At 45.5% G+C, this 25,595-nt stretch carries 22 protein-coding genes and 2 tRNA genes; 22 read left to right on the plus strand and 2 right to left on the minus strand.

Annotated elements, in window-relative coordinates; genetic code table 11:
- Window positions 1–54 precede the first annotated feature (54 nt).
- The 4 genes from orn (at window position 55) to EV690_RS08025 (ending at window position 2,521) form a co-directional block, all read left to right on the plus strand.
- Window positions 55–609 carry an oligoribonuclease gene (gene orn / locus EV690_RS08010; RefSeq protein WP_131912469.1) on the plus strand — a complete coding sequence of 185 codons (555 nt, stop codon included), beginning with the start codon at window positions 55–57 and terminating at the stop codon, window positions 607–609.
- A gap of 115 nt (window positions 610–724) precedes the next feature.
- Window positions 725–800, plus strand: a tRNA-Gly gene (locus EV690_RS08015).
- Window positions 801–820: 20 nt separating this feature from the next.
- Window positions 821–896: transfer RNA gene (locus EV690_RS08020), tRNA-Gly, on the plus strand.
- Window positions 897–1,705: 809 nt separating this feature from the next.
- Entirely contained in the window at window positions 1,706–2,521 is an 816-nt protein-coding gene (locus tag EV690_RS08025) for a shikimate 5-dehydrogenase (protein WP_131912470.1), read from the plus strand.
- Window positions 2,522–2,625: 104 nt separating this feature from the next.
- Here the strand turns inward: EV690_RS08025 and EV690_RS08030 are convergent, their stop codons facing one another.
- Window positions 2,626–4,440, minus strand: coding sequence for a cation:proton antiporter (locus EV690_RS08030; RefSeq protein WP_131912471.1), 1,815 nt, complete (start codon window positions 4,438–4,440; stop codon window positions 2,626–2,628).
- A gap of 407 nt (window positions 4,441–4,847) precedes the next feature.
- On the opposite strand from EV690_RS08030, the gene EV690_RS08035 reads away from it, so the two are divergent.
- Window positions 4,848–5,324: a GNAT family N-acetyltransferase gene (locus tag EV690_RS08035; RefSeq protein WP_131912472.1), complete on the plus strand. Its 477-nt coding sequence runs from the start codon at window positions 4,848–4,850 to the stop codon at window positions 5,322–5,324.
- A 3-nt stretch (window positions 5,325–5,327) separates the two neighbouring features.
- Here EV690_RS08035 and queG read toward each other — a convergent pair whose 3' ends face one another.
- On the minus strand, window positions 5,328–6,461 hold the full coding sequence (gene queG / locus EV690_RS08040) for a tRNA epoxyqueuosine(34) reductase QueG (RefSeq protein ID WP_131912473.1): 1,134 nt from the start codon (window positions 6,459–6,461) through the stop codon (window positions 5,328–5,330).
- Between queG and EV690_RS08045 the strand changes: the two genes are divergently transcribed.
- From EV690_RS08045 to mraY, 17 genes are all read left to right on the plus strand, one after another.
- Window positions 6,460–7,974 (plus strand): NAD(P)H-hydrate dehydratase, encoded by a 1,515-nt coding sequence (locus tag EV690_RS08045; RefSeq protein ID WP_131912474.1) that lies wholly within the window; start codon window positions 6,460–6,462, stop codon window positions 7,972–7,974. The two genes, queG and EV690_RS08045, sit on opposite strands and share 2 nt — an antisense overlap.
- Before the next feature lie 9 nt (window positions 7,975–7,983).
- Window positions 7,984–8,451, plus strand: a complete 468-nt coding sequence (gene tsaE, locus EV690_RS08050; protein ID WP_131912475.1) for a tRNA (adenosine(37)-N6)-threonylcarbamoyltransferase complex ATPase subunit type 1 TsaE — start codon at window positions 7,984–7,986, stop codon at window positions 8,449–8,451.
- A 21-nt stretch (window positions 8,452–8,472) separates the two neighbouring features.
- Entirely contained in the window at window positions 8,473–9,819 is a 1,347-nt protein-coding gene (locus EV690_RS08055) for an N-acetylmuramoyl-L-alanine amidase (RefSeq protein WP_131912476.1), read from the plus strand.
- 14 nt (window positions 9,820–9,833) lie between these two features.
- Window positions 9,834–11,618: a DNA mismatch repair endonuclease MutL gene (gene mutL / locus EV690_RS18235; RefSeq protein ID WP_165872695.1), complete on the plus strand. Its 1,785-nt coding sequence runs from the start codon at window positions 9,834–9,836 to the stop codon at window positions 11,616–11,618.
- A complete protein-coding gene (miaA, locus tag EV690_RS08065) occupies window positions 11,611–12,552 on the plus strand; it encodes a tRNA (adenosine(37)-N6)-dimethylallyltransferase MiaA (RefSeq protein ID WP_131912477.1) in 942 nt (313 codons plus the stop codon). Before mutL ends, miaA begins: the two co-directional genes overlap by 8 nt.
- A 91-nt stretch (window positions 12,553–12,643) precedes the next feature.
- A complete protein-coding gene (gene hfq, locus EV690_RS08070; RefSeq protein ID WP_131912478.1) occupies window positions 12,644–12,883 on the plus strand; it encodes an RNA chaperone Hfq in 240 nt (79 codons plus the stop codon).
- 43 nt (window positions 12,884–12,926) lie between these two features.
- Window positions 12,927–14,222 carry a ribosome rescue GTPase HflX gene (gene hflX / locus EV690_RS08075; RefSeq protein ID WP_131912479.1) on the plus strand — a complete coding sequence of 432 codons (1,296 nt, stop codon included), beginning with the start codon at window positions 12,927–12,929 and terminating at the stop codon, window positions 14,220–14,222.
- 32 nt (window positions 14,223–14,254) lie between these two features.
- On the plus strand, window positions 14,255–15,481 hold the full coding sequence (hflK, locus tag EV690_RS08080; protein WP_131912480.1) for an FtsH protease activity modulator HflK: 1,227 nt from the start codon (window positions 14,255–14,257) through the stop codon (window positions 15,479–15,481).
- On the plus strand, window positions 15,482–16,366 hold the full coding sequence (gene hflC, locus EV690_RS08085; protein ID WP_131912481.1) for a protease modulator HflC: 885 nt from the start codon (window positions 15,482–15,484) through the stop codon (window positions 16,364–16,366). It begins immediately after the preceding gene.
- 195 nt (window positions 16,367–16,561) lie between these two features.
- A complete protein-coding gene (locus EV690_RS08090; protein ID WP_131912482.1) occupies window positions 16,562–17,857 on the plus strand; it encodes an adenylosuccinate synthase in 1,296 nt (431 codons plus the stop codon).
- Window positions 17,858–18,217: 360 nt separating this feature from the next.
- Entirely contained in the window at window positions 18,218–18,673 is a 456-nt protein-coding gene (gene mraZ, locus EV690_RS08095; RefSeq protein ID WP_131912483.1) for a division/cell wall cluster transcriptional repressor MraZ, read from the plus strand.
- Window positions 18,674–19,618 carry a 16S rRNA (cytosine(1402)-N(4))-methyltransferase RsmH gene (gene rsmH / locus EV690_RS08100; protein ID WP_131912484.1) on the plus strand — a complete coding sequence of 315 codons (945 nt, stop codon included), beginning with the start codon at window positions 18,674–18,676 and terminating at the stop codon, window positions 19,616–19,618.
- On the plus strand, window positions 19,615–19,932 hold the full coding sequence (gene ftsL, locus EV690_RS08105) for a cell division protein FtsL (protein ID WP_131912485.1): 318 nt from the start codon (window positions 19,615–19,617) through the stop codon (window positions 19,930–19,932). Before rsmH ends, ftsL begins: the two co-directional genes overlap by 4 nt.
- Entirely contained in the window at window positions 19,929–21,674 is a 1,746-nt protein-coding gene (locus tag EV690_RS08110) for a peptidoglycan D,D-transpeptidase FtsI family protein (RefSeq protein WP_131912486.1), read from the plus strand. The genes ftsL and EV690_RS08110 overlap by 4 nt, the downstream gene beginning before the upstream one ends.
- Window positions 21,661–23,130, plus strand: coding sequence for a UDP-N-acetylmuramoyl-L-alanyl-D-glutamate--2,6-diaminopimelate ligase (locus tag EV690_RS08115; protein WP_224054930.1), 1,470 nt, complete (start codon window positions 21,661–21,663; stop codon window positions 23,128–23,130). Before EV690_RS08110 ends, EV690_RS08115 begins: the two co-directional genes overlap by 14 nt.
- Complete coding sequence (locus EV690_RS08120) at window positions 23,124–24,506, plus strand: UDP-N-acetylmuramoyl-tripeptide--D-alanyl-D-alanine ligase (protein ID WP_131912487.1); 1,383 nt, start codon at window positions 23,124–23,126, stop codon at window positions 24,504–24,506. Before EV690_RS08115 ends, EV690_RS08120 begins: the two co-directional genes overlap by 7 nt.
- Complete coding sequence (mraY, locus tag EV690_RS08125) at window positions 24,500–25,582, plus strand: phospho-N-acetylmuramoyl-pentapeptide-transferase (RefSeq protein WP_131912488.1); 1,083 nt, start codon at window positions 24,500–24,502, stop codon at window positions 25,580–25,582. The genes EV690_RS08120 and mraY overlap by 7 nt, the downstream gene beginning before the upstream one ends.
- Window positions 25,583–25,595: the final 13 nt, after the last annotated feature.

The following is a 25,595-nucleotide window of genomic DNA, read 5'->3' on the forward strand; positions in this document are numbered from 1 at the left end:
TCTATGATAACGCATTTGCGTTAGACAGAAAATTTTAGTGTTAAAAGGTGAATTATGACAGTAAGTGCAACAAACCTGATTTGGGTAGATATGGAGATGACCGGACTCAATCCACTGCAGCATAAAGTGATTGAAATCGCATCCATTGTCACCGATTCACAGCTTAATATTCTCGCCGAAGGGCCAGTTATCGCGATTCATCAAGATGAATCTGAACTTGATGCGATGGACCAGTGGTGCACGACTCATCATACACGTTCAGGGTTAGTTGAGCGTGTTCGAGCAAGTGATATTGATGAGCAACAGGCGAGCGACCAGTGTTTAGAATTTTTCCGCCAGTGGTTACCTGAAGGGGTGTCACCGATGTGTGGCAATTCGATTGGTCAAGATCGTCGTTTTATGGCTGTGCACTTACCTGAACTTGAGCAGTTTTTTCATTATCGCAATATTGATGTTAGCACCATTAAGGAACTCGCAAGACGTTGGCGTCCCGAACTTTTAGAAGGTGTGAAGAAAACAGGCACTCATTTAGCCTTGGCCGATATTCGTGAATCGATCACTGAATTACAACATTATCAGCATACTTTTTTTAATCTGGATGCAAAATAATCATTTTTAAAGCAAATGGCTAAAAATTTTAAAAAGGGGTTGCCAAGGACGATTTTTCTCGTATAATTCGCAGCCCTGTAAGGCATGAGAATTCTCGTGTTTTTGCAATTGTGAAGCGGCACTAGCTCAGTTGGTAGAGCGCGACCTTGCCAAGGTCGAGGTCACGAGTTCGAACCTCGTGTGCCGCTCCAAATCTAGAGACATCGATGATGCGGCACTAGCTCAGTTGGTAGAGCGCGACCTTGCCAAGGTCGAGGTCACGAGTTCGAACCTCGTGTGCCGCTCCAATATTCTTTATATCCTGCATGATTATTCATCCCCGAATTCAACTTCAAAGTGCGACACTTTCTGATCTCAAACGGTCATTATTATTGCTTTAAAAATACTGCTTGAACCTTAAACACTTTTTTGGACGATGATTGAGCAAACTCTATATCGTTCTTCGTCACCGTTCTCAAGTTCGTCCCTTTCTATACAGATTGCCTCAGCAAACCATTGGCGTTTTCGCATGCACCTCATCTCCAAGAGCTATTATGGGTGGGCAAAATACAATGCTGCGTTCAATGCTTCTGCCGATTTTGACCGGACTTTCTTAGCTGATAATTCATGATAGGACTACTCACATCCAACCCAACCTGAAGTGGGTATTCAAGACGTTGCTTACCAAGTCAGTCGGTTTCAGTTCGATCCCATAAACGTTCTTCTGATGTTAGCGCTATGGTAACGGCTGTTAGCGTGCATAAAATGGTTAAGTTAGCTCCAAATACTATATTTAGTCCAAGCTGAGGCGAAAGAGCTCCGTGTTGGAGAGCTTGGCGAATTGCGTCATTTTAATAAACATCAACTAGCTAAATTGGTTTCTTCTCAAGGAAAATTGGCGTACGCCTTCGCCGACTAATCGCTATCAAATGTAAATAGACTTATTGCTCTTGATCACAGTTTTATCGGGGTTTTTTATACATTGCTAAATTGAGGTCGTTTAAAGTTGCTTGCGCTTATGGGGGGGATCTATAAAGTTGTGGGATAAACACTTGACGATAAGCAGTGATAATCAGCCGATGATTGCTCACTGTCTGAGAAAAAGGAGCATGCTCATATGCGTCAAATCACCAGAGATACAACTTTATGTATGTCATTGGCGGGACGACCTGGTAATTTTGGAACTCGTTTTCACAATTATCTCTACGAAGCGATGGGGCTGGATTATTTATACAAAGCCTTTACGACATCTGATTTAAAATCTGCGATTGCGGGCATTCGTGCGTTGGGCATTCGAGGTTGCGCCATTTCGATGCCGTTTAAAGAGCAAGTGATTGCTTATGTTGATGAGTTGAATCATTCGGCTGACGTGATTCAATCGGTCAATACGATTGTCAACGATAATGGTTATTTAAGCGCTTATAATACTGATTATCTCGCGATTGAAGCATTGTTAAAACGCTATCAAGTATCAACCGATCTGACCTTTGCCTTGTATGGTAGTGGTGGCATGGCAAAAGCGGTGGCTTGTGCATTAAAGCAGGCCGGATTTAATAGCGGCACCGTGGTCGCTCGCAATAAAACCACTGGCAAACAGTTGGCAGATTTGTATGGGTACAACTGGCAAAGTACAACCGAGATGCTTGAGGCAGATTTTTTAATTAATGTCACGCCAATTGGGATGCAAGGGGCTAATGAACAAGATTTGTCATTTCCAGAGGTGATGGTTGATCAAGCTCAGATCGTTTTTGACGTTGTGGCGATGCCTGAGTTTACGCCATTGATTCGGCGGGCCCAAAGTCAAGGTAAAACCGTCATTAAAGGCAGTGAAGTGTTTGCATTGCAAGCAGTCGAGCAATTTGCGCTGTATACGGGCCAGCGTCCTGATGATGAGTTATTTGCGCAAGCTGCGGCATATGCTCGTGATGCTTAAATGAAGCTTGCTAAGTCAATTAAACGCGCCTGAACTTGAATGAGTTCTGGGCGCGTTTAAATGGTGCTAAATTATGATGACAGGGTGAACGGTCATAAGCTTGATTAATTAGCCGTAGAATGAGCCGTTACTTTGGACTCGTTCGGTGGGGATAAAGCAATGAGTGTTTCTCCCGGTTGTGGCACCTGACTTTGGTTGACAACTGGGTTCAGTTGATCTTTTTGGTCGACAATAAATAACGGTAAAGCTTCTTTCTGGCGATTTGAGTAATCCTTCCAAGTAAAGGTCTCATTAAGTTTGGTCAGCTTCACTTGCCAGCCTTGCTTGAGTAGTGAATTCAGTTTGGTAAACGTGCAGTCTTCCCAAAACAGAATTTGCCGGGCTCGGAACGTGGCGCTTTCTTGATTCGCAAACCCTTTGCCCTGAGTTGAGCGAATTGAATAGACTTGTTCGCTATTGTACAGATAAGCAAAGTGAGTAATCGCAATGGCGTTTTGGTGGCGATTAGGAGAAAGCGCTAAGACCTGATGAATGCCAGAGAAATCAAGTGTCGCTTCAGCTTGTTCTGACTGCGGGTTGCCATAATAAGCGTTGAGTCCATCCATTCGAGCCAAGCGATAATTTTCCCAAACCGGGTCAGCAAGTAATACTTCAAAATTAGCTTTTTGCAGAGCTTTAGCGATAGAACGTGCTAGCGTATTTGCACCAAAAATTAATATGCCACGCGGAGCTTGCTGGACAACGCCAAGCATTCGGGCAATTGGTCCTGCGGTTAAACTTTGCAAAACGACTGTGGCGATGATGACCGCAAACGACAGCGATACGAGTTTACTCGCATCTGGAATCCCAGCCTGTTCGAGACGCAATGCAAACAGTGAACTGACCGCGGCAGCAACAATGCCCCTTGGCGCAATCCACGATAAAAAGGCGCGGTCTTTCCAGTTTAGCTTAGGGGTTGAGGCACTGATTAAGACACAAATGGGTCGGGCCACAAATTGCACAACGGCTAACAGCGCCAGTAACGGCCAGCCTAAAGCGACCAGATTATTTAAGTTAATTCGGGCCGCTAATAGAATAAACAATGCTGAGATGAGGATCACCGACAGATCCTCTTTAAATTCCATGATATCGCCGATGTCGATATCTGAGCGATTGGCCAGCACCATCCCCATGACGGTGACCGTGAGTAGCCCAGACTCGTGTTGCAAGTGCTCGCTCAGTGAATATGCCAGTAACACAATGGCTAGCACTCCAACTTTGCGCAAATACATGGGGAGCCAACCCCGTTTAAGGGTTTCCGCTATCGCATAGCCAGCGCCAAGGCCCAATGTTCCCCCCAAGCCAATGGTTTTGCTAATAATTGCAAGGCTGTGTACCGCTGCTTCTTGAGAGGCTTGAATGATGACAAACTCGAACATGAGTACTGCAAAAATAGCACCGAGTGGGTCAACAATAATCCCTTCCCAGCGCAGAATTTTATCGAGCTCAGCTCGTGGGCGAATGGTCCGCAGCATGGGGGTCACGACGGTAGGGCCTGTGACCACCATAATCGCACCGAACAGCATCGAGACTTCAACAGAGATCCCAAGCAGTAGATGGCAGGCAAAGGCTAAAATAATGAAGGTGCAAATCAGGCCAATACTCACCAAATTCCAGACGACCTTCACCAGACCTTTAATTTCATGAAAGCGCAATGTTAGCGCACCTTCAAACAAAATAATCGCTACAGCAATGGAAACAATCGGGAAAAGCAGCTTACCGAGTAATTGATCCGGATGTAACACGCCTGTTATAGGACCGAGTAACAGCCCTGCCGCGAGCAAAAATAAAATCGCAGGAAGTTTAAGTCGCCAAGCAATCCATTGGGCTGCCAATGAAATGGCGGCTATCAAGGAAATGGCCGGAGCAAGTTCAGTCATTGGTATCGCCCTTGTTGATTTGCCGAAATCCTAGCTAGCATCATTGAGACGGTCAAGCTTAAGTTGAAAAAATGTAACAAGATAAGCGAGTTATTAAATGGTGCGATGTTGACTAGATCCAATCTTTAACTATGGGTAGTATTTGCTTCTGTGGCAAATAAAAATTACTTGCTCTGGTTATTAAAGCTGGAGATAATAATTCTTTGTATGCGGCGACTAACTAAAAAATCATCATAAAATCAGTCGGATATCATTTATGGAACATCGAACTGCCAATGTACTTATTCAGTCATTGTGAGTTCGCAGAGTCACCATTTTGGGCCCTGTCTTTACAGGGCTTTTTTGATCGCTCTGTCGTGTATGTTAGAACATGAGCGCTGGACGCTTATCATTAGGAAATTGCATTTATGGCCGTTATCGAATTGATTAAGCCTGAACATGATGCGCAAATTGAGCAGATTGTGCATACAGTTTTGGCTGAATTTGGTGCCAGTGGACCGGGGTATGCCTGTGCTGATCCACAACTTAAATCGTTGAGCCACTTTTATCGCCCAGAAAAAATGAACTACTGGGTGGCGCTCAATGAGCATAATAAAGTATTGGGGGGCGCAGGAATTGGGCCGTTAACTGCCACCGAAGGCTTTTGTGAACTGCAGAAAATGTATTTGTTACCAGAAGGGCGTTCTTTGGGAATTGGTCAACAATTAATGCAAACCTGTCTGGCATTTGCTCAGCACTATTATCAAGCGTGTTATTTAGAAACACTGGATCACATGGATAGTGCTCAAAAATTGTATCGGCGTAATGGCTTTAAACGGATTAGTCAGCCTCTAGGGCAAACTGGCCATAGCCGTTGCAATACATGGTATCTTCGTTCATTTTAAGATTTAAGCATCGCGTGTCAGACCTTTTTCAACGATTCGAATGAGTCGTTTGGTTTGACGGGTGACCGTTGAAAGTTGTTTATGATGTTGGTTGAGTGCCCAGTCAATATGTTCTTTAACGAGCTCAGAAGCTTGTGGGCGCGCATCTTCAAGTGCTTGAATGATTGCGATGGAGGCCGGGGCATTACCCAACGCAACCGCGATATTACGCTGCCAACGTTCATGGCCAATCCGACGAATCGGTGAGCCTTCAGTCTTGCTTAAAAATGTGGTTTCATCCCAAGCAAACAGACTCAGTAGTGTTGTTTTATCGAGCTCATGACGTGGTAAAAAGTCATTTTCTTCGCCCAATTGACTCTCGTGATTATAGGGACAGACAAGCTGACAATCATCACAGCCATAGATTCGGTTTCCCATCAGTGGCCGCAACTCTTCGGCAATCGGACCTGGGTTTTCGATCGTCAGATAGGAGATACAGCGCCGCGCATCGACTTGATAAGGTTCAGTAATCGCTCCGGTTGGACATAAGGTCATGCAGGCAACACAACTCCCACATTGAGGCTCGATTGCGCTATCGGTTGGGAGCGGCAAGTTTATCAACAGCTCTCCTAAAAAGAACCAAGACCCCTCGTCTGGGTGAATCAGAAGGGAATGTTTACCCGTCCAACCTAACCCTGATTTTTCAGCTATAGGGCGCTCCATGATTGGAGCGGAATCAACAAAGGGGCGATAATCGAGTTGTTCACAAACAGTCTTAATTTTTTCTGCTAGCTTTTTTAAGCGTTTGCGTAATACTTTGTGGTAATCGCGACCTAAAGCATAACGGCTAATATAAGCTCGATTTGGATCTTTGAGTGTGGAAGCAAACCCTGCATCGTTGATCAGATAATTCATCCGGACACTGATAATCCGCAGTGTTCCGGGATGTAATTGCGCTGGATCTTCACGTAATTGCTGGTTACGCTGCATAAAACTCATCTGACCGTGGTAGCCACGCGATAGCCAATCGCGGTAGGATTGAATGTGTTCACTCACATCGGTATCAGTAATACCAACCTGTGCAAACCCAAGTTGTTTGCCCCATTGCTTGATATCGAGCGCTAATTGATTGAAATCGATTTTGGAATTTTCGGCCATGATTCGTATAACACCAGACTATAGCGCGACTTTACCATATTCTTTATGGACTGCCGACCAAGTTAAGCGCGCAGAACCCAAATTGGCAGCCCAAGCTCAAGTTTCTTTATATCAATTAATGCTATTAGCCGGGACGAATGGTTTTGCGCTGCTTCGTCAGCGCTGGCCACAGGCTCAGCATTTATTAATTATCGCCGGTGGTGGTAATAATGGTGGTGATGCCTTAGTGATCGCAAAATTGGCAATAGAGGTTGGCATGCAGGTATCACTGCTTGTCCATGGTGATGTCAGCCGATTTCCAGCGGAGGCGGCGCAAGCATGGCAAGAGCTCTCTTTGCAGCAGTTAACGCAAATTAACACGTTGTCAGAGGCTCCCAAAGATATCGATGTGGTGGTTGATGGACTGTTAGGCGCAGGGCTTAAAGGCCATGTGCGTGATGATGCTGCGCAGTTAATCAATGAACTGAATTTGTTGGAATTGCCGATTTTAGCACTTGATATCCCATCTGGTTTATCAGCTGATACCGGTCAGGCTCTGGGATGTGCTTTAAAATGTGATGCAACGATTACATTTATTGGAGTTAAGCAAGGTTTGTTGACAGCTCAAGCGGCTAATTATTGTGGGAAACTTTACTATAGTTCTTTGGGACTTGATTCAGTGTTACAAGAGCACGAACCGAAATCTTGCCAACGCAGTGACTATTCAAAATTACGAGGGTTACTTCCCAAACGTTCTCGAACTGCGCATAAGGGGATGTTTGGTCGGGTTGCTCTGTTTGGGGGCGACTTGGGAACCCCAGGGGCGATTCGCATGGCCGGCGAAGCCTGTCAGCGAGTTGGGGCTGGATTGGTGACGGTTATCTCGCAGCCTGAGAACTTACCTATTATTTTAAGTGGTCGTCCTGAGTTGATGGCGCGCGGCGTGCATATTGATGATGAAGCCATTGTTACACAGTTTCTGCAAGCGACAGATGTTCATGTCTTAGGACCCGGCTTAGGGCAAAGTCAATGGTCACATTGGTTATTTAACCATGTGATTGCCAGTGATGCTCTATTGGTCCTTGATGCTGATGGGCTAAATTTATTGGCAAAATCGCCCTTGGAGCGACGCAACTGGGTCTTAACTCCACATCCGGGTGAAGCGTCCCGGTTGTTGGGATGTTCGGTGGCGGACATTGAGGATGACCGGTTTAGCGCAGCTTTAGAAATTGCCTCAAAATATCAGGCGGTTACTTTGCTAAAAGGGGCGGGCTCTATTGTTGCGAGCCCATCGGGTGAAGTGCGAGTTTTGAATGTGGGAAATCCGGGGATGGCCAGTGGTGGTATGGGGGATGTACTTTCAGGTATGATTGCAGGTTTACTGGCTCAACATCTTCCAATGTTTGAATCCGTATGTTTAGCTGTGTGTCTGCATGGTCAAGCGGCGGATTGTGCAGCTAAAGATGGTGAACGAGGGATGTTAGCCAGTGATTTATTTGCCCATATTCGGGTATTGGTTAATCCGGAAAACTAAATAGATAAGATGAACTGGCAGCTAGAATTAGCCGATAGCTCGGCAACAGTAGAATTAGGTCGTAAGATTGCAGCGCAGATCGATGCGCCATTAACGATATTTCTTAATGGGGAACTTGGTGCGGGTAAAACGACTCTAACCCGAGGGATTGTTCAGGGAATGGGGCACCAAGGAAATGTGAAAAGCCCAACCTATACACTGCTTGAGCCCTACTCGTTAGGTCAGTGGCAGATCAATCATTTTGATTTGTATCGATTGGCTGACCCTGAAGAGCTGGAGTTTATTGGTATTCGAGATTATTTTGGACCTGGGCAAATTGCTATTATTGAATGGCCTGAAAAAGGCGAAGGGATGATTGGCGAACCTGATTTGGTTATCTTATTGAGCTATCAAGGGCTCTCTCGCGAGGTTGAATTTAGGACTTATTCTCCCGCAGCTAAGCGTTTGTTAACAGGGTTAATAGACAGTTATTCATAGTCATTTTTATATAAAGGTATCATGCAGCGTCGTTTTTTAAAGTGGTGTGTTGCACTAAGTGTCTTGTTTTGGACATTCAGTGCACAAGCAGTTAAGAGCAATCAGATCACTGGTATTCGTACTTGGTCTGGCTCTGGACATACGAGGGTGGTTCTTGATCTGACTCAAGCGCCCCAATTTAGCTATTTTCGATTACGGAATCCGGATCGGCTCGTGGTTGATTTGGCCGCGACTCACAATAACGTTAATTTATCGAAAGTTCATATTCGCGGTAAATTACTCAAGCACATTCGGCGCAGCCGACCACCAAAGAAGGTGGATTATCGCTTAGTGCTGGACTTATCTCGGCGAGTGAAGCCGTCCGTATTCCCACTGCCAGCGACTAAAGAGTCAAAACCTCGGTTAGTGATTGATCTGCCTGATAACAGCCCTGTACCTAAAAAAGCTGTTCCGGTGAAGCCGGTTAAAACGCAGGCCAGTGCCCGTAAAGCCATGCGCGACATTATCGTGGTATTAGATGCTGGTCATGGCGGTAAAGATACGGGGGCGATTGGTCCCGATCATAAGTTTGAGAAAAATGTGACATTGCCGATTGCCAAAAAAGTGGCGGCATTGTTTAACAAAGAGCCCGGTATGAAAGGGATGTTAACTCGTAAAGGGGATTATTTCATCCCATTGGACAAGCGCTCGGAGATCGCTCGTAAAGATCATGCTGATCTGCTTATTTCCATTCATGCCGATGGTTTTGCATCTCCTGAGCCACATGGTGCTTCTGTGTGGGTTTTGTCGGCACGTCGGGCAAACCGTGAAATTAACCGCTGGTTAGATCAGAGTAAACAACCGACTGAGCTACTAGGTGGAGCGGGAGAAGTGCTTAAAACCTCGCCGAACGATCAATATTTGGCGCATGCATTGCTTGATATGAGCATGGATCATTCGATGAATACTGGATTTGTGATTGCCTCTGATATTGTTGCTCAGCTTAAAAAAGTCACTTATATGCATAAAAATAAGCCTCAGCACGCTAGCCTTGCCGTACTAAAAGCGCCAGATATCCCCTCCATGTTGGTGGAAACAGGTTTTATTACCAATCCGAAAGAAGAAAAATTATTGATTTCACCTCGCCATCAACAACGCATTGCCAATGCGATTTTTATGGGGGTGCGTAATTATTACCGTCAGCATCCTCCGATCGGAACGTGGTATGCAGCTCATTATGGTAAAGTCAAATATGCCGTTAAAAGAGGGGATTCACTTTCGCTTATCGCCCAGCGTTATCACACCAGTGTTGGGGCCTTGAAAAGTACCAATAAATTACGCAGCAATGTGCTGCGAATTGGCCAAGTGTTGGTGATACCGAAATCGTAGTCAGGGAACCACAAATGTCGATTCACATTTTACCCGCACAACTGGCGAATCAGATCGCTGCTGGTGAGGTCGTTGAACGACCTGCCTCGGTGGTTAAAGAGCTGGTCGAAAATAGCATCGATGCTGGTGCTCGTAGCATTGAGGTGCTCATTGATCGCGGAGGGCACAAGCGGATCTTGGTACGAGATGATGGTTGTGGAGTGAGTGAGCAAGACTTGACGTTGGCTCTTTCTCGCCATGCGACAAGTAAACTATCGACACAGGATGATTTAGAGCATATTCATACATTGGGATTTCGCGGTGAAGCGTTGGCCAGTATTAGCTCTGTTTCCAGGTTAACATTGACCTCGCGCCCTCAAGATCAGGATAAAGCTTGGCAGGCACAGGCGAGTGGTCGGGATATGGGGGTTAATGTGACTCCTGCAGCCCATCCAGTGGGAACGAGTGTTGAAGTTCTTGATCTGTTTTTTAATACGCCAGCGCGACGGAAATTTTTACGTAGCGAAAAAACCGAATTTACTCATATTGATGAACTATTAAAGCGTTTAGCGCTGAGTCACTATGATATCACCATTAAAGTAACGCATAACGGCAAACTGCTGCGTCAGTATCGCGGCGCTAAAACGCCTGAACAGTATGCCCGGCGGGTGGCAGCGGTAATTGGGAAGCGCTTTATTGAGCAATCATGGGCGATTGATAATCAGCATCAGAATTTGCGATTGTGGGGATGGCTTGGAACGCCGCAAGCGGCCTGCGCAAGTACAGAGCAACAATACTTCTATGTGAATGGCCGAGTCATTCGTGACAAACTGATTTTGCACGCGATTCGCCAGAGCTTTGCTCAGTTCATTGACGATAAATTGTATCCAAGTTTTGTTTTGTATCTAGAATTGCCAACGGAACAAGTAGATGTCAATGTGCATCCGACCAAACACGAAGTGCGCTTTCATCAAGCAAGATTGATTCATGATTACATTCAAAAAGTACTCAATGAAGTCATTCAACCTCACTTTGAGCAGGAATATGCCCAAGAGGTTAGTCCTCACTATCATAATTATGCAGTGGCTGAGCCTGAGCCTCAGAATGTGGGTGAACAACAGACACGTAGTTCCCAGAGCGCCAGCTATCAACCGACTCCTGTTCGTTATAAACATCATGATGCGCCGAGTAAACAACAGTTAGCGACGCAAAGTCAGTGGCTTGCCGATGCGCAGACCGACTCTAGCAAAGCGACGAGCGTTTCCTCTGCTCAGGGGGCGTTACGTCCACTGCAGTTGCTTGGGGGTAGCCACTTACTGGTCGGCGACCAAGTGTCGCAATTGGCATTATTAGACTTAGCGAAAGCTTGGCAACAAGTTTATACCAAACAATTTATTGCGCAGTGGCCGAAGGTGGTTTCTGCGCCATTATTACTTCCACAAAAAATCGTTTTGGATAGCGAAGCTATCGATTGGAGCCGGTCTCATATTGAGTTTTTAGCTCAATTAGGCATTGCCGTGCGCGATGACAAAACGCATCTGACTTTGTTGGCGATTCCAAGTAGTTTACGCCGAGCTGCTCAGCAACCTTTTATAGAACAGTTAGTCACTATTTTGATGCAACATGTCGATGCTTTAGAAGATGCTTCATGGTTGTGTCAGCAATTAGCAATCGCTGGCAGTTCTCAGCTGCAGTTTAATTGGTCATCTGCACTTGGAGTTTATCAGCAGTCGTTAGAACTTAACGATGGTGTTTTAAGTGAACAATTACTAACATTTTTGGATGAGTGCGTGATTTTAAAGGGATTAAAGGATGACTGAGCAAGCTCCTGTACTGACGTTAATGGGGCCTACTGCATCGGGAAAAACTGCGTTGGCTATGCAGTTGTGTGACCATCTGCCGATCGACCTGATTAGCGTTGATTCGGCATTAGTTTATCGTCAGATGGATATTGGTACGGCTAAACCCTCTGCTGATGAATTGACGCGTTACCCCCATCAACTGATCGATATTCGTGATCCGATTCAGAGTTATTCCGCGGCTGATTTTCGAGTCGATGCCCTCCACGCGATCGAACGCTCTCATCGGGCTCAAAGAATTCCACTACTGGTGGGTGGAACAATGCTTTATTATAAAGCGTTAATTGAAGGGCTTGCGACATTACCCAGTGCCGACCCTGCGGTGCGTGAAGAGATTGCTCGACAGGCTAATGAAATGGGTTGGCAGCGACTCCATCAAGAGCTTCATGAATACGACCCGCAAAGCGCGGCACGTATTCATCCTAATGATCCTCAGCGTTTGATGCGCGCCATCGAAGTGTACCGTTTAAGTGGCAAAACGTTAACGGAATTGAATGCGCAAAAACCACCAGAATTTCCTTATCCACTGTATCAATTTGCGATTGCCCCACAGGATCGTCACGTATTGCATCAGCGAATTGAGCAGCGTTTCGATTTGATGTTAGAGCAAGGGTTTGAGCAAGAGGTTTGCCAATTAATGGCGCGGGGTGATTTATCATTGCAGATGCCATCTATGCGCTGTGTTGGTTATCGGCAAATGTGGCAATATCTAGCTGGAGAATTTGACTATACACAGATGCGCCTGAAAGCGCTTGCCGCGACTCGACAGCTTGCTAAACGCCAACTCACTTGGCTTCGGGGTTGGCAACAAATCATTCACTTGGATAGCATGGATGCGAATGCGCTAACAAAACTTCTATTGAGTTTGCCGGAAAACTTGAAATTCTGCCTATAAGGCCTCAAGTTACTGGTATATAATTAAAACTAAGACCGTCAAAAAAAACTAATAACAGTAAATTTACTATAACAATATAAGGAAACCATCAATGGCTAAGGGGCAATCATTACAAGACCCATTTTTGAATGCGTTGCGGCGCGAACGTATTCCTGTTTCTATTTATTTGGTCAATGGCATTAAGTTACAAGGGCAAGTTGAGTCATTTGATCAATTTGTTATTTTGCTCAAAAATACCGTCAGTCAAATGGTTTATAAGCATGCGATTTCAACGGTAGTGCCTGCGCGCCCTGTTTCGCATCATACCCCGACTGAGGGTGGCGAAAGTTAATTGTTTTTCAGGTTTTACGCCTGTTAATAAGGAGTTTTAAAGCTTGTTTGACCGCTATGAAGCTGGTGAGCGGGCCGTGCTGGTACATATTCACTTTTCAAGTGAAGATGACCGTGAAGATCTGCAAGAGCTGGAGATGTTAGTCAGCTCTGCTGGCGTCGATTCAGTGGCCGTGGTGACCGGAAGCCGTAATGTTCCTCATCCTAAATATTATGTTGGAGAAGGGAAAGCCGAAGAAATTGCTCAGGCAGTTCTCCAACATGAAGCCAATGTGGTTATTTTTAATCACGCGTTATCCCCTGCTCAAGAGAGAAATTTAGAACAATTATGTCAGTGCCGAGTCTTAGATCGGACGACATTAATTCTGGATATTTTTGCCCAACGAGCTAGAACTTATGAAGGTAAGTTGCAGGTTGAGTTGGCTCAGTTGCGTCATTTGTCGACCCGATTGGTCCGAGGCTGGACGCATTTGGAACGACAAAAAGGCGGAATTGGGCTGCGTGGTCCTGGGGAAACACAGTTGGAAACTGACCGACGTTTATTGCGCGCTCGGATTAAAAATATCTTGGCACGGCTTGAAAAAGTAAGTAAACAACGTGAGCAGGGCCGTCGGGCTCGGCAGCGGGCGGAGGTTCCTACGATTTCATTAGTCGGTTATACCAACGCGGGTAAATCAACTCTGTTTAATCGTGTAACAACGGCACAGGTTTATGCGGCTGATCAATTATTTGCAACACTCGATCCGACGCTACGTCGTTTAGAAATTCAGGACGTAGGGCCAACGATTCTGGCTGATACGGTCGGATTTATTCGGCATTTGCCGCATGATCTCGTTGCTGCATTTAAAGCGACATTGCAAGAAACTCATGATGCTCAGTTATTGCTTCATGTCATTGACTGTAGTGATGATCGTGTGAGTGATAATATTGAGCAAGTACAACTGGTGCTTGATGAAATTGGGGCCAGTGAAGTTCCTCAGCTGTTAGTGATGAATAAAATCGATGAAGTTGAAGGAATTCAGGCGCATGTTGATCGTGATGACGAAGGTGTCCCGATAAGGGTTTGGATTAGTGCGCGTCAAAACGTTGGTATTGATTACTTGATGCAAGCCATTCAAGAGCGACTGTCAGGCACGATGGTTGAGCAGCATATTATGTTGCCTCCAACAGCGGGCCGATTAAGAAGTCAGCTCTATCAGTTGGATGCTATCAGTGAAGAAAATATGGACGAACAAGGCAATTGGTTGCTTGACATTCGCGTTCCTCAAGTAGAATGGGCACGTTTATGTAAACATTATGATGAGCTGCCAGATGTGGTCAATTCGCAAGATACGGACTAAGTTTTAATTCAGAATAAACAGCGGAGAGTCAAATGGCCTGGAACGAGCCTGGAGGCAATAAAGGAGGCGGTGATCGTGATCCTTGGGGTAACAAGAACAAGAACAAGAATCAGGGACCGCCAGATTTAGATGCGATTTTTGGTAAACTGGGTCGACGTATTATGGCCTTGTTAGGCGGAAAAAAATCGCCTGGAGGGCCGGGTGGCTCTGGCACTAGTTTTTTCCATCCTAAAGTATTAGCTGCTGTCGTGGGGGTGTTGGTTATCATCTGGGCGGTCAGCGGTTTTTATACTGTTAAGGAAGAACAGCGGGGTGTCTTACTGCGCTTTGGCGCTTATCAGGGGGAAGTACTGCCTGGGTTACATTGGAAACCGACTTTTATTGATAAAGTAATTCCGGTTGCCGTCGCGAAAATTCGTTCTCTACCTGCATCTGGATTTATGCTCACTGAGGATGAAAATGTCGTTCGAGTTGAACTAGATGTGCAGTATCGGGTGAGCGATCCTGAGAAATATCTGTTTAGTGTGACCAATGCTGATGATAGCCTGCGACAGGCGACAGATAGTGCGCTGCGCTATGTTATTGGCCACACCAAAATGGATGAAATTTTAACGGTTGGACGCGAAAAAGTTCGTCAGGAAACTTGGAAGCTGATCGATAAAATTATCAAACCTTATAATATGGGGATTACGGTTGTCGATGTGAACTTCTTGCCAGCCCGACCACCAGAACAGGTGAAAAAAGCGTTTGATGATGCGATTGCTGCCCAAGAAGATGAGCAGACTTATATCCGTAAAGCTGAAGCTTATCAGCGCGAAGTCGAACCTAAAGCACGTGGCCGTGCACAGCGCTTGATTCAGCAAGCAGAAGCTTATAAACAGCAAGTTGTCATGAAAGCTGAAGGTGAAGTGTCACAGTTTGATCAGCTGTTACCTGAATATCGTAAAGCGCCTGAAATTACTCGCCAGCGTATGTATATGGAAACAATGGAAGGCATTTATGCCCATACGCCAAAAATATTTATCGATGCTAAAAATAACAACAGTATGTTGTATTTACCGATTGATAAATTATTGGAGCAGGCGAAACATAAAAAATCGTCAAGCACTTTGGACAACAGTGATATGAGTAAGTCTGGTGGTTCTGCAACGACTTCGTCTTCATCATCATCTAATAGCCAAAAGGATGTGCGCAATGCTCCTTTGCGCAGCGATGATGTACGCACTGATGTACGCACTGACCGCTATGGGAGAAATTAAATGAAACAGTTCTCAATTATTGCCGTCATTGTGGTGTTGCTGCTTGCCTACTCTTCTGTATTTGAGGTTCAGGAAGGTCAGCGTGGTTTGGTTATCCAGTTTGGTAAAATTAAACGCAACAGTGACCAACAGCCAGATGTTTATGGGCCAGGTTTGCACTTTAAAGTGCCCCTTATTGACTCGGTTAAAAAACTGGATGCTCGTATCCAGACGATGGATGGTCAACCTGACCGATATTTCACGTCTGAGAAAAAAGATCTAATTATCGATTCGTATGTGAAATGGCGCATTAGTAATTTTCGTAAATTTCTACTCACAACGGGTGGGAGCATTGCTCAGGCTGAGTCATTACTAAAACGTAAAATTAGTAACGGATTACGTAGTGAAATTGGTGGCCGAACGATTGATCAAATTGTTTCGGGTGAACGTAGTGCGATTATGGAAGAAGCGTTAAAACGTTCTGCTCGATCATCGGAAATTGGGGTTACTGTGCTTGATGTGCGAATTAAGCAGATCAATCTACCCAAGGAAGTCAGTAGCAGTATCTTCGAAAGGATGCGGGCTGAACGCCATGCGGTTGCAACAGAACACCGTTCTAAAGGTCGTGAGCAAGCTGAAATTATTCGCGCGAATGTTGACCGAACTGTTTCGGTATTGATTGCTGATGCGGATCGTAAAGCGCGCACAATTCGCGGTAAAGGAGATGCACAAGCTGCCAAAATTTACGCGAAAGCCTATACTCAAGCTCCGAAGTTTTTCGAGTTCTGGCGAAGTCTGCAAGCCTATAAAACCAGCTTTGAATCGGGCCATGATGTGATGGTGATTAAACCCGATAGCGAGTTTTTCGATGTGTTTAAAAAAGGCCCGGATGCTTTGCAAAAGTAACCGTCGCTGAATGAACTAAAAACCGACCTTTAAGGTCGGTTTTTTTATTAATATTTGTTCAAAATAATGGATTGAAGAGCTTTTATCGGTTATTACTCTATTTAACCAATTCGCTGGATATTTGAGCGTTCTGACTCCCATTTTTTGGGTAAATTTGATAGACTCTATTTTTAACTACTGCGTTGAATTAGGATAATGGGAAAGAATGTAGTTGTTCTCGGCTCCCAATGGGGAGACGAAGGAAAAGGTAAGGTCGTTGACCTGCTGACCGATAAAGCCGCTTATGTAGTGCGCTTCCAAGGTGGCCATAACGCTGGCCATACGCTTGTCATTAATGGTGAAAAAACAGTCCTTCACCTGATTCCATCTGGCATATTGCGTGAAAAAATTACCTGTGTAATTGGTAACGGTGTCGTTTTATCTCCAGAAGCATTGATCGATGAGATGACCACCTTAGAAGAACGTGGCATTCCTGTTCGTGAACGGATGGTTCTGAGTGAAGCTTGTCCGTTAATTTTGCCTTATCATGTCGCGTTGGATGCTGCCCGTGAAGCAGCTCTTGGTAAAAAAGCGATTGGTACGACAGGCAAAGGCATTGGGCCAGCTTATGAAGATAAAGTTGCACGCCGCTGTCTGCGCGTTGGTGATTTGTTCGATATGGAGCAATTTGCCGTCAAATTGAAAGAAGTTTTGGATTATCATAACTTCCAACTGACTCACTATTATCATGTTGATCCAGTCAGTTATGATGATGTTCTTGTTCGCATGCAAGAGCTGGCACCACTGCTAACTTCTATGGTGAAAGATGTTGGTAGTCTGCTTGATACAGCCCGACGTAATGGTGATGGCATTATGTTTGAAGGGGCGCAAGGGACGTTGTTGGATATCGACCAAGGAACTTACCCATTTGTGACCTCATCTAATACCACAGCAGGTGGTGTTGCTACAGGCAGTGGATTTGGTCCTCGTTACATAGATTACGTTTTGGGAATTACCAAAGCCTATGCAACGCGTGTAGGGGCGGGTCCTTTTCCAACCGAATTATCCGATGATGTGGGTGAAATCCTCTGTCAGAAAGGTCAGGAATTTGGCGCAACTACGGGACGTCGTCGCCGTACTGGCTGGTTAGATGCTGTTGCAATGCACAGAGCTATTCAGATCAACAGTATTTCGGGGTTATGCCTGACTAAACTGGATGTGCTTGATGGCCTTAAAGAAGTGAAAATTTGCGTTGGCTATAAAATGGCTGATGGTTCGCTTCGTGATATTCCCCCCATGGCCGCAGATGGGTATGAACATGTTGAACCCGTTTATGAAACTTTGCCGGGTTGGGATCAGTCGACTTTTGGTGTTAAAAGTCGCGATGCGTTGCCAGCGAATGCTCTGGCTTATATCGCCCGTATAGAAGATATTTTAGGTGTTCCTGTTGATATCATTTCAACGGGGCCGGATCGCGAAGAAACAATTATTCTTCGTCATCCATTTGCCTAATTTTATGCACTTGATTGGATATGAAGCGGCTCAGAGAGCCGCTTTTTTATTTGTGTCAAAAGCTCAATTTTATCGGTTGTTTTTACTGAGATAGAAACGGGTTGACTGGATGTTTTCTCTTTTAAGGGCTTTCTATCCCTTATCTACTTCACTTTTTGCATTATTTCAGCTTTTTCATACTTTTTTATGAATGACTTAATTCTTTTGCCTTATCAGATAATTATCCACAGTTATTAACAGAAAGTTGAAAAATTACTCAATTGGATGCACAAGGTAGCTTGCAAAGGGCTTGGAGGCTCCTTAAACTTACTAACGTGGTAAAAAGTGGATCATTGTGGATCAGAAAGGACTTATATACTCATGTTACGTGGCGCGAATTCGATCAACCTCGATAGCAAGGGCCGGCTGGCAATGCCGACTCGTTATCGTGATTGGCTCAGCGAAGAGTGCCAAGGACAGATGGTTTGTACCGTTGATATTAACTTGAACTGTCTGTTGCTTTACCCACTTAACGAGTGGGAAGAGATTGAGCGCAAGCTACGTAAGTTATCGAGTATGAATCCGGCGGAGCGTCGTTTGCAGCGTTTGTTATTGGGATATGCAGACGATTGCCAGATGGATAAAAATGGCCGGTTACTGATTTCTGCACCGCTGCGCCAACATGCTGGACTTGAAAAACAGGTAATGTTGGTTGGCCAATTGAACAAGTTTGAAATATGGTCGGATCAGAATTGGAATGACCAGATCGAAAGCGATCTAAACGTGTCGGATGACGACGAATTTTTAAGTGACCAGCTGCGGGATTTTTCTTTATAGATGACGGAACAATTTAAACATCAAAGTGTATTGCTCAATGAATCAGTCGATGCACTTCAAATTTTTGCCGATGGAATATATGTCGATGGAACGTTCGGCCGGGGAGGTCATAGCCGTCTGATTTTGTCACAGTTGGGCAAAAATGGAAAACTGCTGGTGATTGATAGAGATCCACAAGCGATTGCGGTGGCCGAACAACTGGCGCTCGAGGACCCGCGAGTCACTGTTTTAAAAGGGCCTTTTTCTCATTTACATGAGTATGTTGAGCAACTTGGATTAGCGAAAAAGATCAATGGTGTTTTATTAGATTTAGGGGTTTCATCACCCCAGTTGGATGACCCTGAGCGTGGGTTTAGTTTTCTCAGAGATGGGCCTTTAGACATGCGTATGGATCCGACGCATGGACAAAGCGCTGCACAATGGCTTGAGAAAGCAGATCTGGAGGATATTGTCTGGGTTTTAAAAACCTTTGGTGAAGAGAAGTTTGCAAGACGGATCGCCACCGCCATTGTTGAGCAACGAGCTCAACAACCTGTGCGTAGCACGCTTGAATTAGCCAATTTGATTAGCCAAGCGATGCCTGTAAAAGAAAAACATAAGCATCCTGCTACACGCAGTTTTCAGGCGATCCGTATCTTTATTAATAGTGAGCTTGATGAAATTAGCCAAGCTCTCGAAGGGGCGGTTGAGGTTCTTGCTCCCGGAGGCCGATTGTCGGTCATTAGTTTTCATTCATTAGAAGATAGGCTGGTTAAGCGCTTTATTCGTAAGCAGCAAAAGGGTCAAGATTACCCACCAGGTTTGCCACTCACTGAGGCACAACTGAATGAAGGACGAACCTTAAAAGCAGTTGGAAAAGCGCGTAAACCCTCTGTTGAGGAAGTATCAGTTAATAGCCGTTCCCGTAGTTCTGTGTTGCGTGTCGCTGAGCGAATTTATCTATGAACCAGAGCACTCGCCAGCCCACTTTACTCGGCATTATCCTAAGCGACCTTAAGCATTTTAAGGTGTTTTGGCTGATTGCCGTTTTGTGTTTGGCCAGTGCTATGGCAATTGTTGTGACGACCCAAGATACTCGCTTACTGATCACTCAGCGAGCCGCACTTATCGATCAACATGATCAGTTAAACAATGACTGGCGCCATCTATTAATTGAAGAAAATGCGCTAGATGAACATAACCGTATTGAACAGATTGCTAAACAGAAACTGCATATGGTACGTCCTCAACCTAAAGATGAAGTGCTGGTGACGCCATGAAACGGAAACCGAAATTAGGGAATCTCTATATACGCTGGCGTTTCATTGTCGTGATAATCTCTGTCGCCTTGGTTTTCTCGGCATTGGTTGGACGAGTGGCATATATCCAAGTTGTGAATGCAAAGCAACTGATTAGTCAAGGGAATAAACGTTCGGTACGTGTTGAGACGACCCGTGAACAGCGCGGCATGATTACTGACCGTCACGGCAGTGAACTGGCCATTAGCGTGCCGGTGCAGGCTATTTGGGCCGATCCACTGCGGATTCAGCAACATCATAGTTTTGATAAACGACGGCAATGGCAAGCCTTAGCTAAGGTGCTTCATACCAATGTGAAAGATTTAGAGAGTCGGCTGGATAATCCGAAACGGCGATTTGTGTATTTGCGTCGTCAGGTGAGCAGTTCCTTAGCCGACTATGTGTCCAAGTTAGATATCCCTGGTGTGTATTTGAAGCCTGAGTCACGGCGTTTTTATCCAACCGGTGAAATTAGTGCGCATCTAGTTGGATTTGTAAACATTGACGATCATGGTCAGGAAGGCATCGAGCGTTCCTATGACAAATGGTTGAGTGGGAAACCTGGTGAACGGTTAGTTCGTCAGGATCGTTTAGGACGGACGATTGAGGATCTCTCGGTCATTAAGCAGCAACAACCAGGGCATTCTATTGAGTTGAGCCTAGATCAGCGGATTCAGACACTCGCTTACCGTGAGCTTAAACGAGAAGTTGAAGCAACCAAAGCAACTTCTGGCAGTGTCGTTGTGATAGATATTCGAACGGGGGAAGTTTTAGCAATGGCCAATAGCCCCTCGTTCAATCCAAATGATCGTAGTCAGTTGCAGAGTTATCGGTATCGAAATCGCGCTGTTACGGATGCTTATGAGCCCGGCTCAACCATGAAGCCTTTTATTATGTTGACTGCTTTAGAAAAAGGCGTGGCTAATAAAGACACCATTATCAACAATCGGCCAGGGTATATTCGCATTGGGCACCATATTGTGCGTGACGATGAAGTGCTTGGACCGATGAGTTTGACTACGATTTTGGAAAAATCGAGTAATATTGGCGCCGCGACACTGGCGATTCGCTCCGGGATTAACTCTGTGATGCAAACTTTTTACAAGGTTGGTTTTGGAAATGTTTTAGGGACAGGGCTGGATGGTGAGTCAACTGGCATTGTTCCGCAGCGGCGACATTGGTCTGATTTTGAGTTGGCAACGATGGCTTTTGGGTATGGACTGACGGTGACACCACTGCAATTGGCTCATGCATATTCGATTTTAGGCTCCGGCGGAATTGACCGGCCTGTTTCGTTACTCAAACTTAATAAAGCACCTAAAGGGCACCGAGTTTTTGACCGTAAACACACTGAAATGGTGCTGAAAATGTTGCAGTCGGTGGTTAGCGATCAGGGCACCGCACCTAAAGCGCGAGTTGCAGGATATCAAGTAGCAGGTAAAACGGGAACGAGCCGTAAAGCCGATGCCGGTGGTTATAGTGATAACTACGTGGCTTTATTTGCTGGCGTTGCGCCGGTGAGTAACCCACGGCTGGCGATAGCTGTGGTAATTAACAACCCTAAAGGGGATCGCTATTACGGTGGACAGATTGCCGCACCCGTGTTTTCTAAGGTTATGTCCGGCAGTTTACAGTATTTAAATGTCCCCCCTGATGGACAAGGCATTCGTCTGGTCTCGTTAGATGATGGTTCAACAATACAGGATAAAGATGATGAAGGTTAAACTAGCTTCGCTGCTGGCGGGCTGGTTAGATATCCCGCTGCCAGAATCAGTTAATATCAGCTTGGATGATCTGGTGATTGATAGTCGCCAAGTAAAACCGGGCTGTGTGTTTGTGGCTGTGCTGGGTACTTTAAGTGATGGTCGGTTATATATCGACAAGGCAATTGCCAATGGTGCTGTTGGAGTTTTAGCTCAGACACTGAGCCCAGAGCAAGATGGCACTATAGAACAACGCAATGGTGTTCCGGTTATTTATTGTTACGGCTTAAAGATGCAGTTAGCAACACTGGCGAAGTGTTGTTTCGGGCCTCTGCCCGAGTATGTCATCGGCGTGACGGGGACTAACGGTAAAAGCACTACCACGCATCTGTTGGCATCGTTAGCCAATCAGCACAATATTCCAGCAGCGCTGATGGGCACATTGGGTAATGGACGTCCCGGACAGTTACATCGCGCACTGAATACCACAGCTGATATTTTCACTATTTATCGAACTCTAAGTCAGTTTGCAGCCCAAGGCATTCAATTGGTAGCGATGGAAGTATCCTCGCATGGGTTAGATCAAGGTCGAGTGGCTGGTATAGACTTCAAAGCGGCTATTTTTACGAATCTCACACGGGATCATCTTGATTACCACGGTACTATGCAGGCATATGGGCAGGCTAAAGAACAGCTATTTGATCTGACCGATTCACAGGTGCAGTTGGTCAACTGTGATGATCCATTTGGACTTGAGTTACTTGCTCGTCATCCGCATGCCGTAAGCTACGGTCAGAATGTTAACTCAGATTGGCAGGCTGAAATTGTGGCGATGACGCCTCAAGGGGTTCAGATCAGTGTTTATCATGGCGAGGAATGTTATGCGCTAGATGTGCCTTTGTTAGGTGAATTTAATGTGAGTAATCTGCTAGCCGCAGCCAGCTGCTTAGATGAGTTAGGTTTGGTTGCGTTTAGTCAGTTAACCGATTGCGATCAATTGAAAACAGTTCCTGGACGAATGGAATTGTTCAATGGCTGCTCTCAGGCTGTGGTTGATTATGCGCATACCCCTGATGCTTTAGCCAAAGCTTTACAAGGATTAAGGAGCCATTGCCAAGGCAAACTCTATTGTATCTTCGGTTGCGGGGGCGATCGTGACAGTGGTAAACGACCATTGATGGCTCAGGCCGCCGAACACTATGCAGATGTCGTGATTGTAACCAATGATAATCCGCGAACTGAACCTGCAGAGCAAATTGCACAAGATATCTGTCGTGGTTTTTCCGATTCCTTTCCCTATAGCGTGATTCTAGATCGCCGCACAGCGATCAAAACTGCATTAGAGCAAGCTGGACACGAGGACATGGTCTTGGTGGCTGGGAAAGGTCATGAAGATTATCAAATTATCGGCCATGACAAGTTTCCTTATGATGAGCGCTCATTTGTCGCGCAAGCCGTGAAGGAGTGCCTATGTTAATGATGCATCTGTCTGATATCGCTTCAGTTTGCCAAGGGCAACTTATTGGTGAAGATCAGCCGATCCGCTCAATCTGTACCGACAGTCGCCATATTGCGCCTGAAGAATTGTTTATTGCTCTGGTAGGGGATCGTTTTGATGGTCACCACTATCTTCAGCAAGTTGCACAATGTGGCGCTGGTGCTGTCTTGGTCAGCCAGAATGTTGAGCTGGATATTCCTGTGATTCGAGTTCAGGATACGCGACTTGCATTAGGTCAGATCGCAGCTTTTCAACGCCAGCAATTTTCAGGCCCTGTTGCTGCGATTACGGGCAGTAATGGTAAAACGACTGTCAAAGAAATGCTCAGTGCTATTTTAGCTCTTAAATATAACGTGCTGTATACCCAGGGCAACTTTAACAATGATATCGGCTTGCCCTTGACCTTATTGCGCTTGAATGAAGAGCATCAGGCCATGGTGTTAGAGTTAGGCGCCAACCATCCCGGAGAAATTACTTATACGGCGAATATTGCGCAAGCTAATGTGGCGCTGGTTAATAATGTTGGTGATGCCCATATCGAGGGGTTTGGGAGTCGCACGGGTGTGGCCGATGAAAAAAGTGAGATATTTGCCGCATTGAGTGAACAAGGATGCGCTGTTTTTGAATCTGATAGTCCTTATCTTTCTCTATTTAAACAAAAAGCAAGCGATGCTCGCTGCGTGAGTTTTGGCCTAGAGCAAGAGGCGGATATCTGGGCTAGCAATGCACAGTGTTTAAGTGACGGGTGCTATCAATTTGAATTATGTTCTGAGCATCATTGCGCTTGGGTCAGATTAAAAACACCCGGGTTGCACAATGTGAAAAATGCATGCGCGAGCGCTGCGCTGGCGCTGCAAATGGGGATGTCGCTAGATGAGTGCGCTAAAGCATTAAGTGAATTTGCAGGTGTCAGCGGTCGGTTACGGCGGTTGAAGCTATCTGAACATATAACGCTTTTTGATGACACCTACAATGCTAACCCGAACTCGTTTAATGCCGCTTTAGATGTTTTAAGCGGTCGAGATGGCTTTGTCATGTTGGTGGCTGGGGATATGGGCGAGTTAGGCGAACAAAGTCAGCAAGCGCATCAATCACTGGGAGAACAGGCTAAAGCTCGCCAGATTGAATTGATTGCCACCGGAGCGCAAATGAAATATGCCGTTCAGGGTGCAGGAGATTATGGTCACTATTATGACGATCAACCGGCATTGGCAAAAGCACTGTTAGAGCGTCTGCATATGCTGGACGCCCATCATGCCGAGGCCATGGTCGTTGTTAAGGGGTCTCGGAGTAGTCAAATGGAAAAGACTGTTCAATTTATTCAACAAAATTTTAATAAGGTTCACCAATGCTAGTTTGGTTAGCGGGATTTTTAGAACAATACATCCACGCTTTTGCGTTATTTGATTATCTGACCTTTCGGGCGGTGATGAGTCTTTTGACGGCGCTGACATTCGGGTTATGGATCGGTCCGAAAGTCATTCATCGTTTGCAGCTGTTACAAGTGGGTCAAACTGTGCGTGATGACGGACCTAAGAGTCACTTGGTTAAAGCCGGTACCCCAACTATGGGGGGCTTGATGATTCTGGCTTCGGTATTTCTTTCGACGCTGTTATGGGCTCGATTAGATAATCAGTATGTTTGGATCATGCTGTATGTGTTTGGCAGTTATGCGCTCATTGGCTTTGTCGATGATTACCGAAAAGTTGTGCGCAAGAATACTGATGGTTTGGTGGCTCGCTGGAAATATTTTTGGCAGTCGGTCGTGGCTTTAAGCGTCGGTATTTTTATCTACGTGACTGCTGATAACCCCGCTCAAACGCAATTGGTGATTCCATTTGTGAAAGAGATAATGCCGCAGTTGGGGTGGTTATTTATTCCACTGACTTATTTTGTCATCGTTGGCTCGAGTAATGCGGTTAACTTAACCGATGGTTTAGACGGACTGGCGATTATGCCGAGTGTGCTGGTGGCTGGGGCTTTTGCCCTGTTGGCTTGGGTGACTGGAAATAGTCAATTTTCTCAGTATCTGTTTATTCCATATGTCCATCAAGCCAGTGAGTTAATGGTTGTTTGTACAGCATTAAGTGGTGCTGGTTTGGCCTTTTTATGGTTTAACACCTATCCGGCACAGGTTTTTATGGGTGATGTAGGCTCGCTTTCTATTGGCGCTGCGCTAGGCGCGGTTGCTGTGCTGGTGCGCGAAGAGTTTTTACTAGTGATTATGGGCGGCGTGTTCGTCGCGGAAACTGTTTCGGTTATTTTGCAGGTTGGTTCATACAAACTGCGCAAAAAACGGATCTTTCGGATGGCTCCCATCCATCATCACTATGAGTTAAAAGGATGGCCAGAAACGCGTGTCATCGTTCGTTTCTGGATTATTTCATTGATTTTAGTCCTCATTGGTCTAGTAACCTTAAAAGTTCGTTAGTCGAGGCAAGCGG

The sequence above is a fragment of the Celerinatantimonas diazotrophica genome, from assembly GCF_004339545.1.
GTDB classification, from domain to species: domain Bacteria; phylum Pseudomonadota; class Gammaproteobacteria; order Enterobacterales; family Celerinatantimonadaceae; genus Celerinatantimonas; species Celerinatantimonas diazotrophica.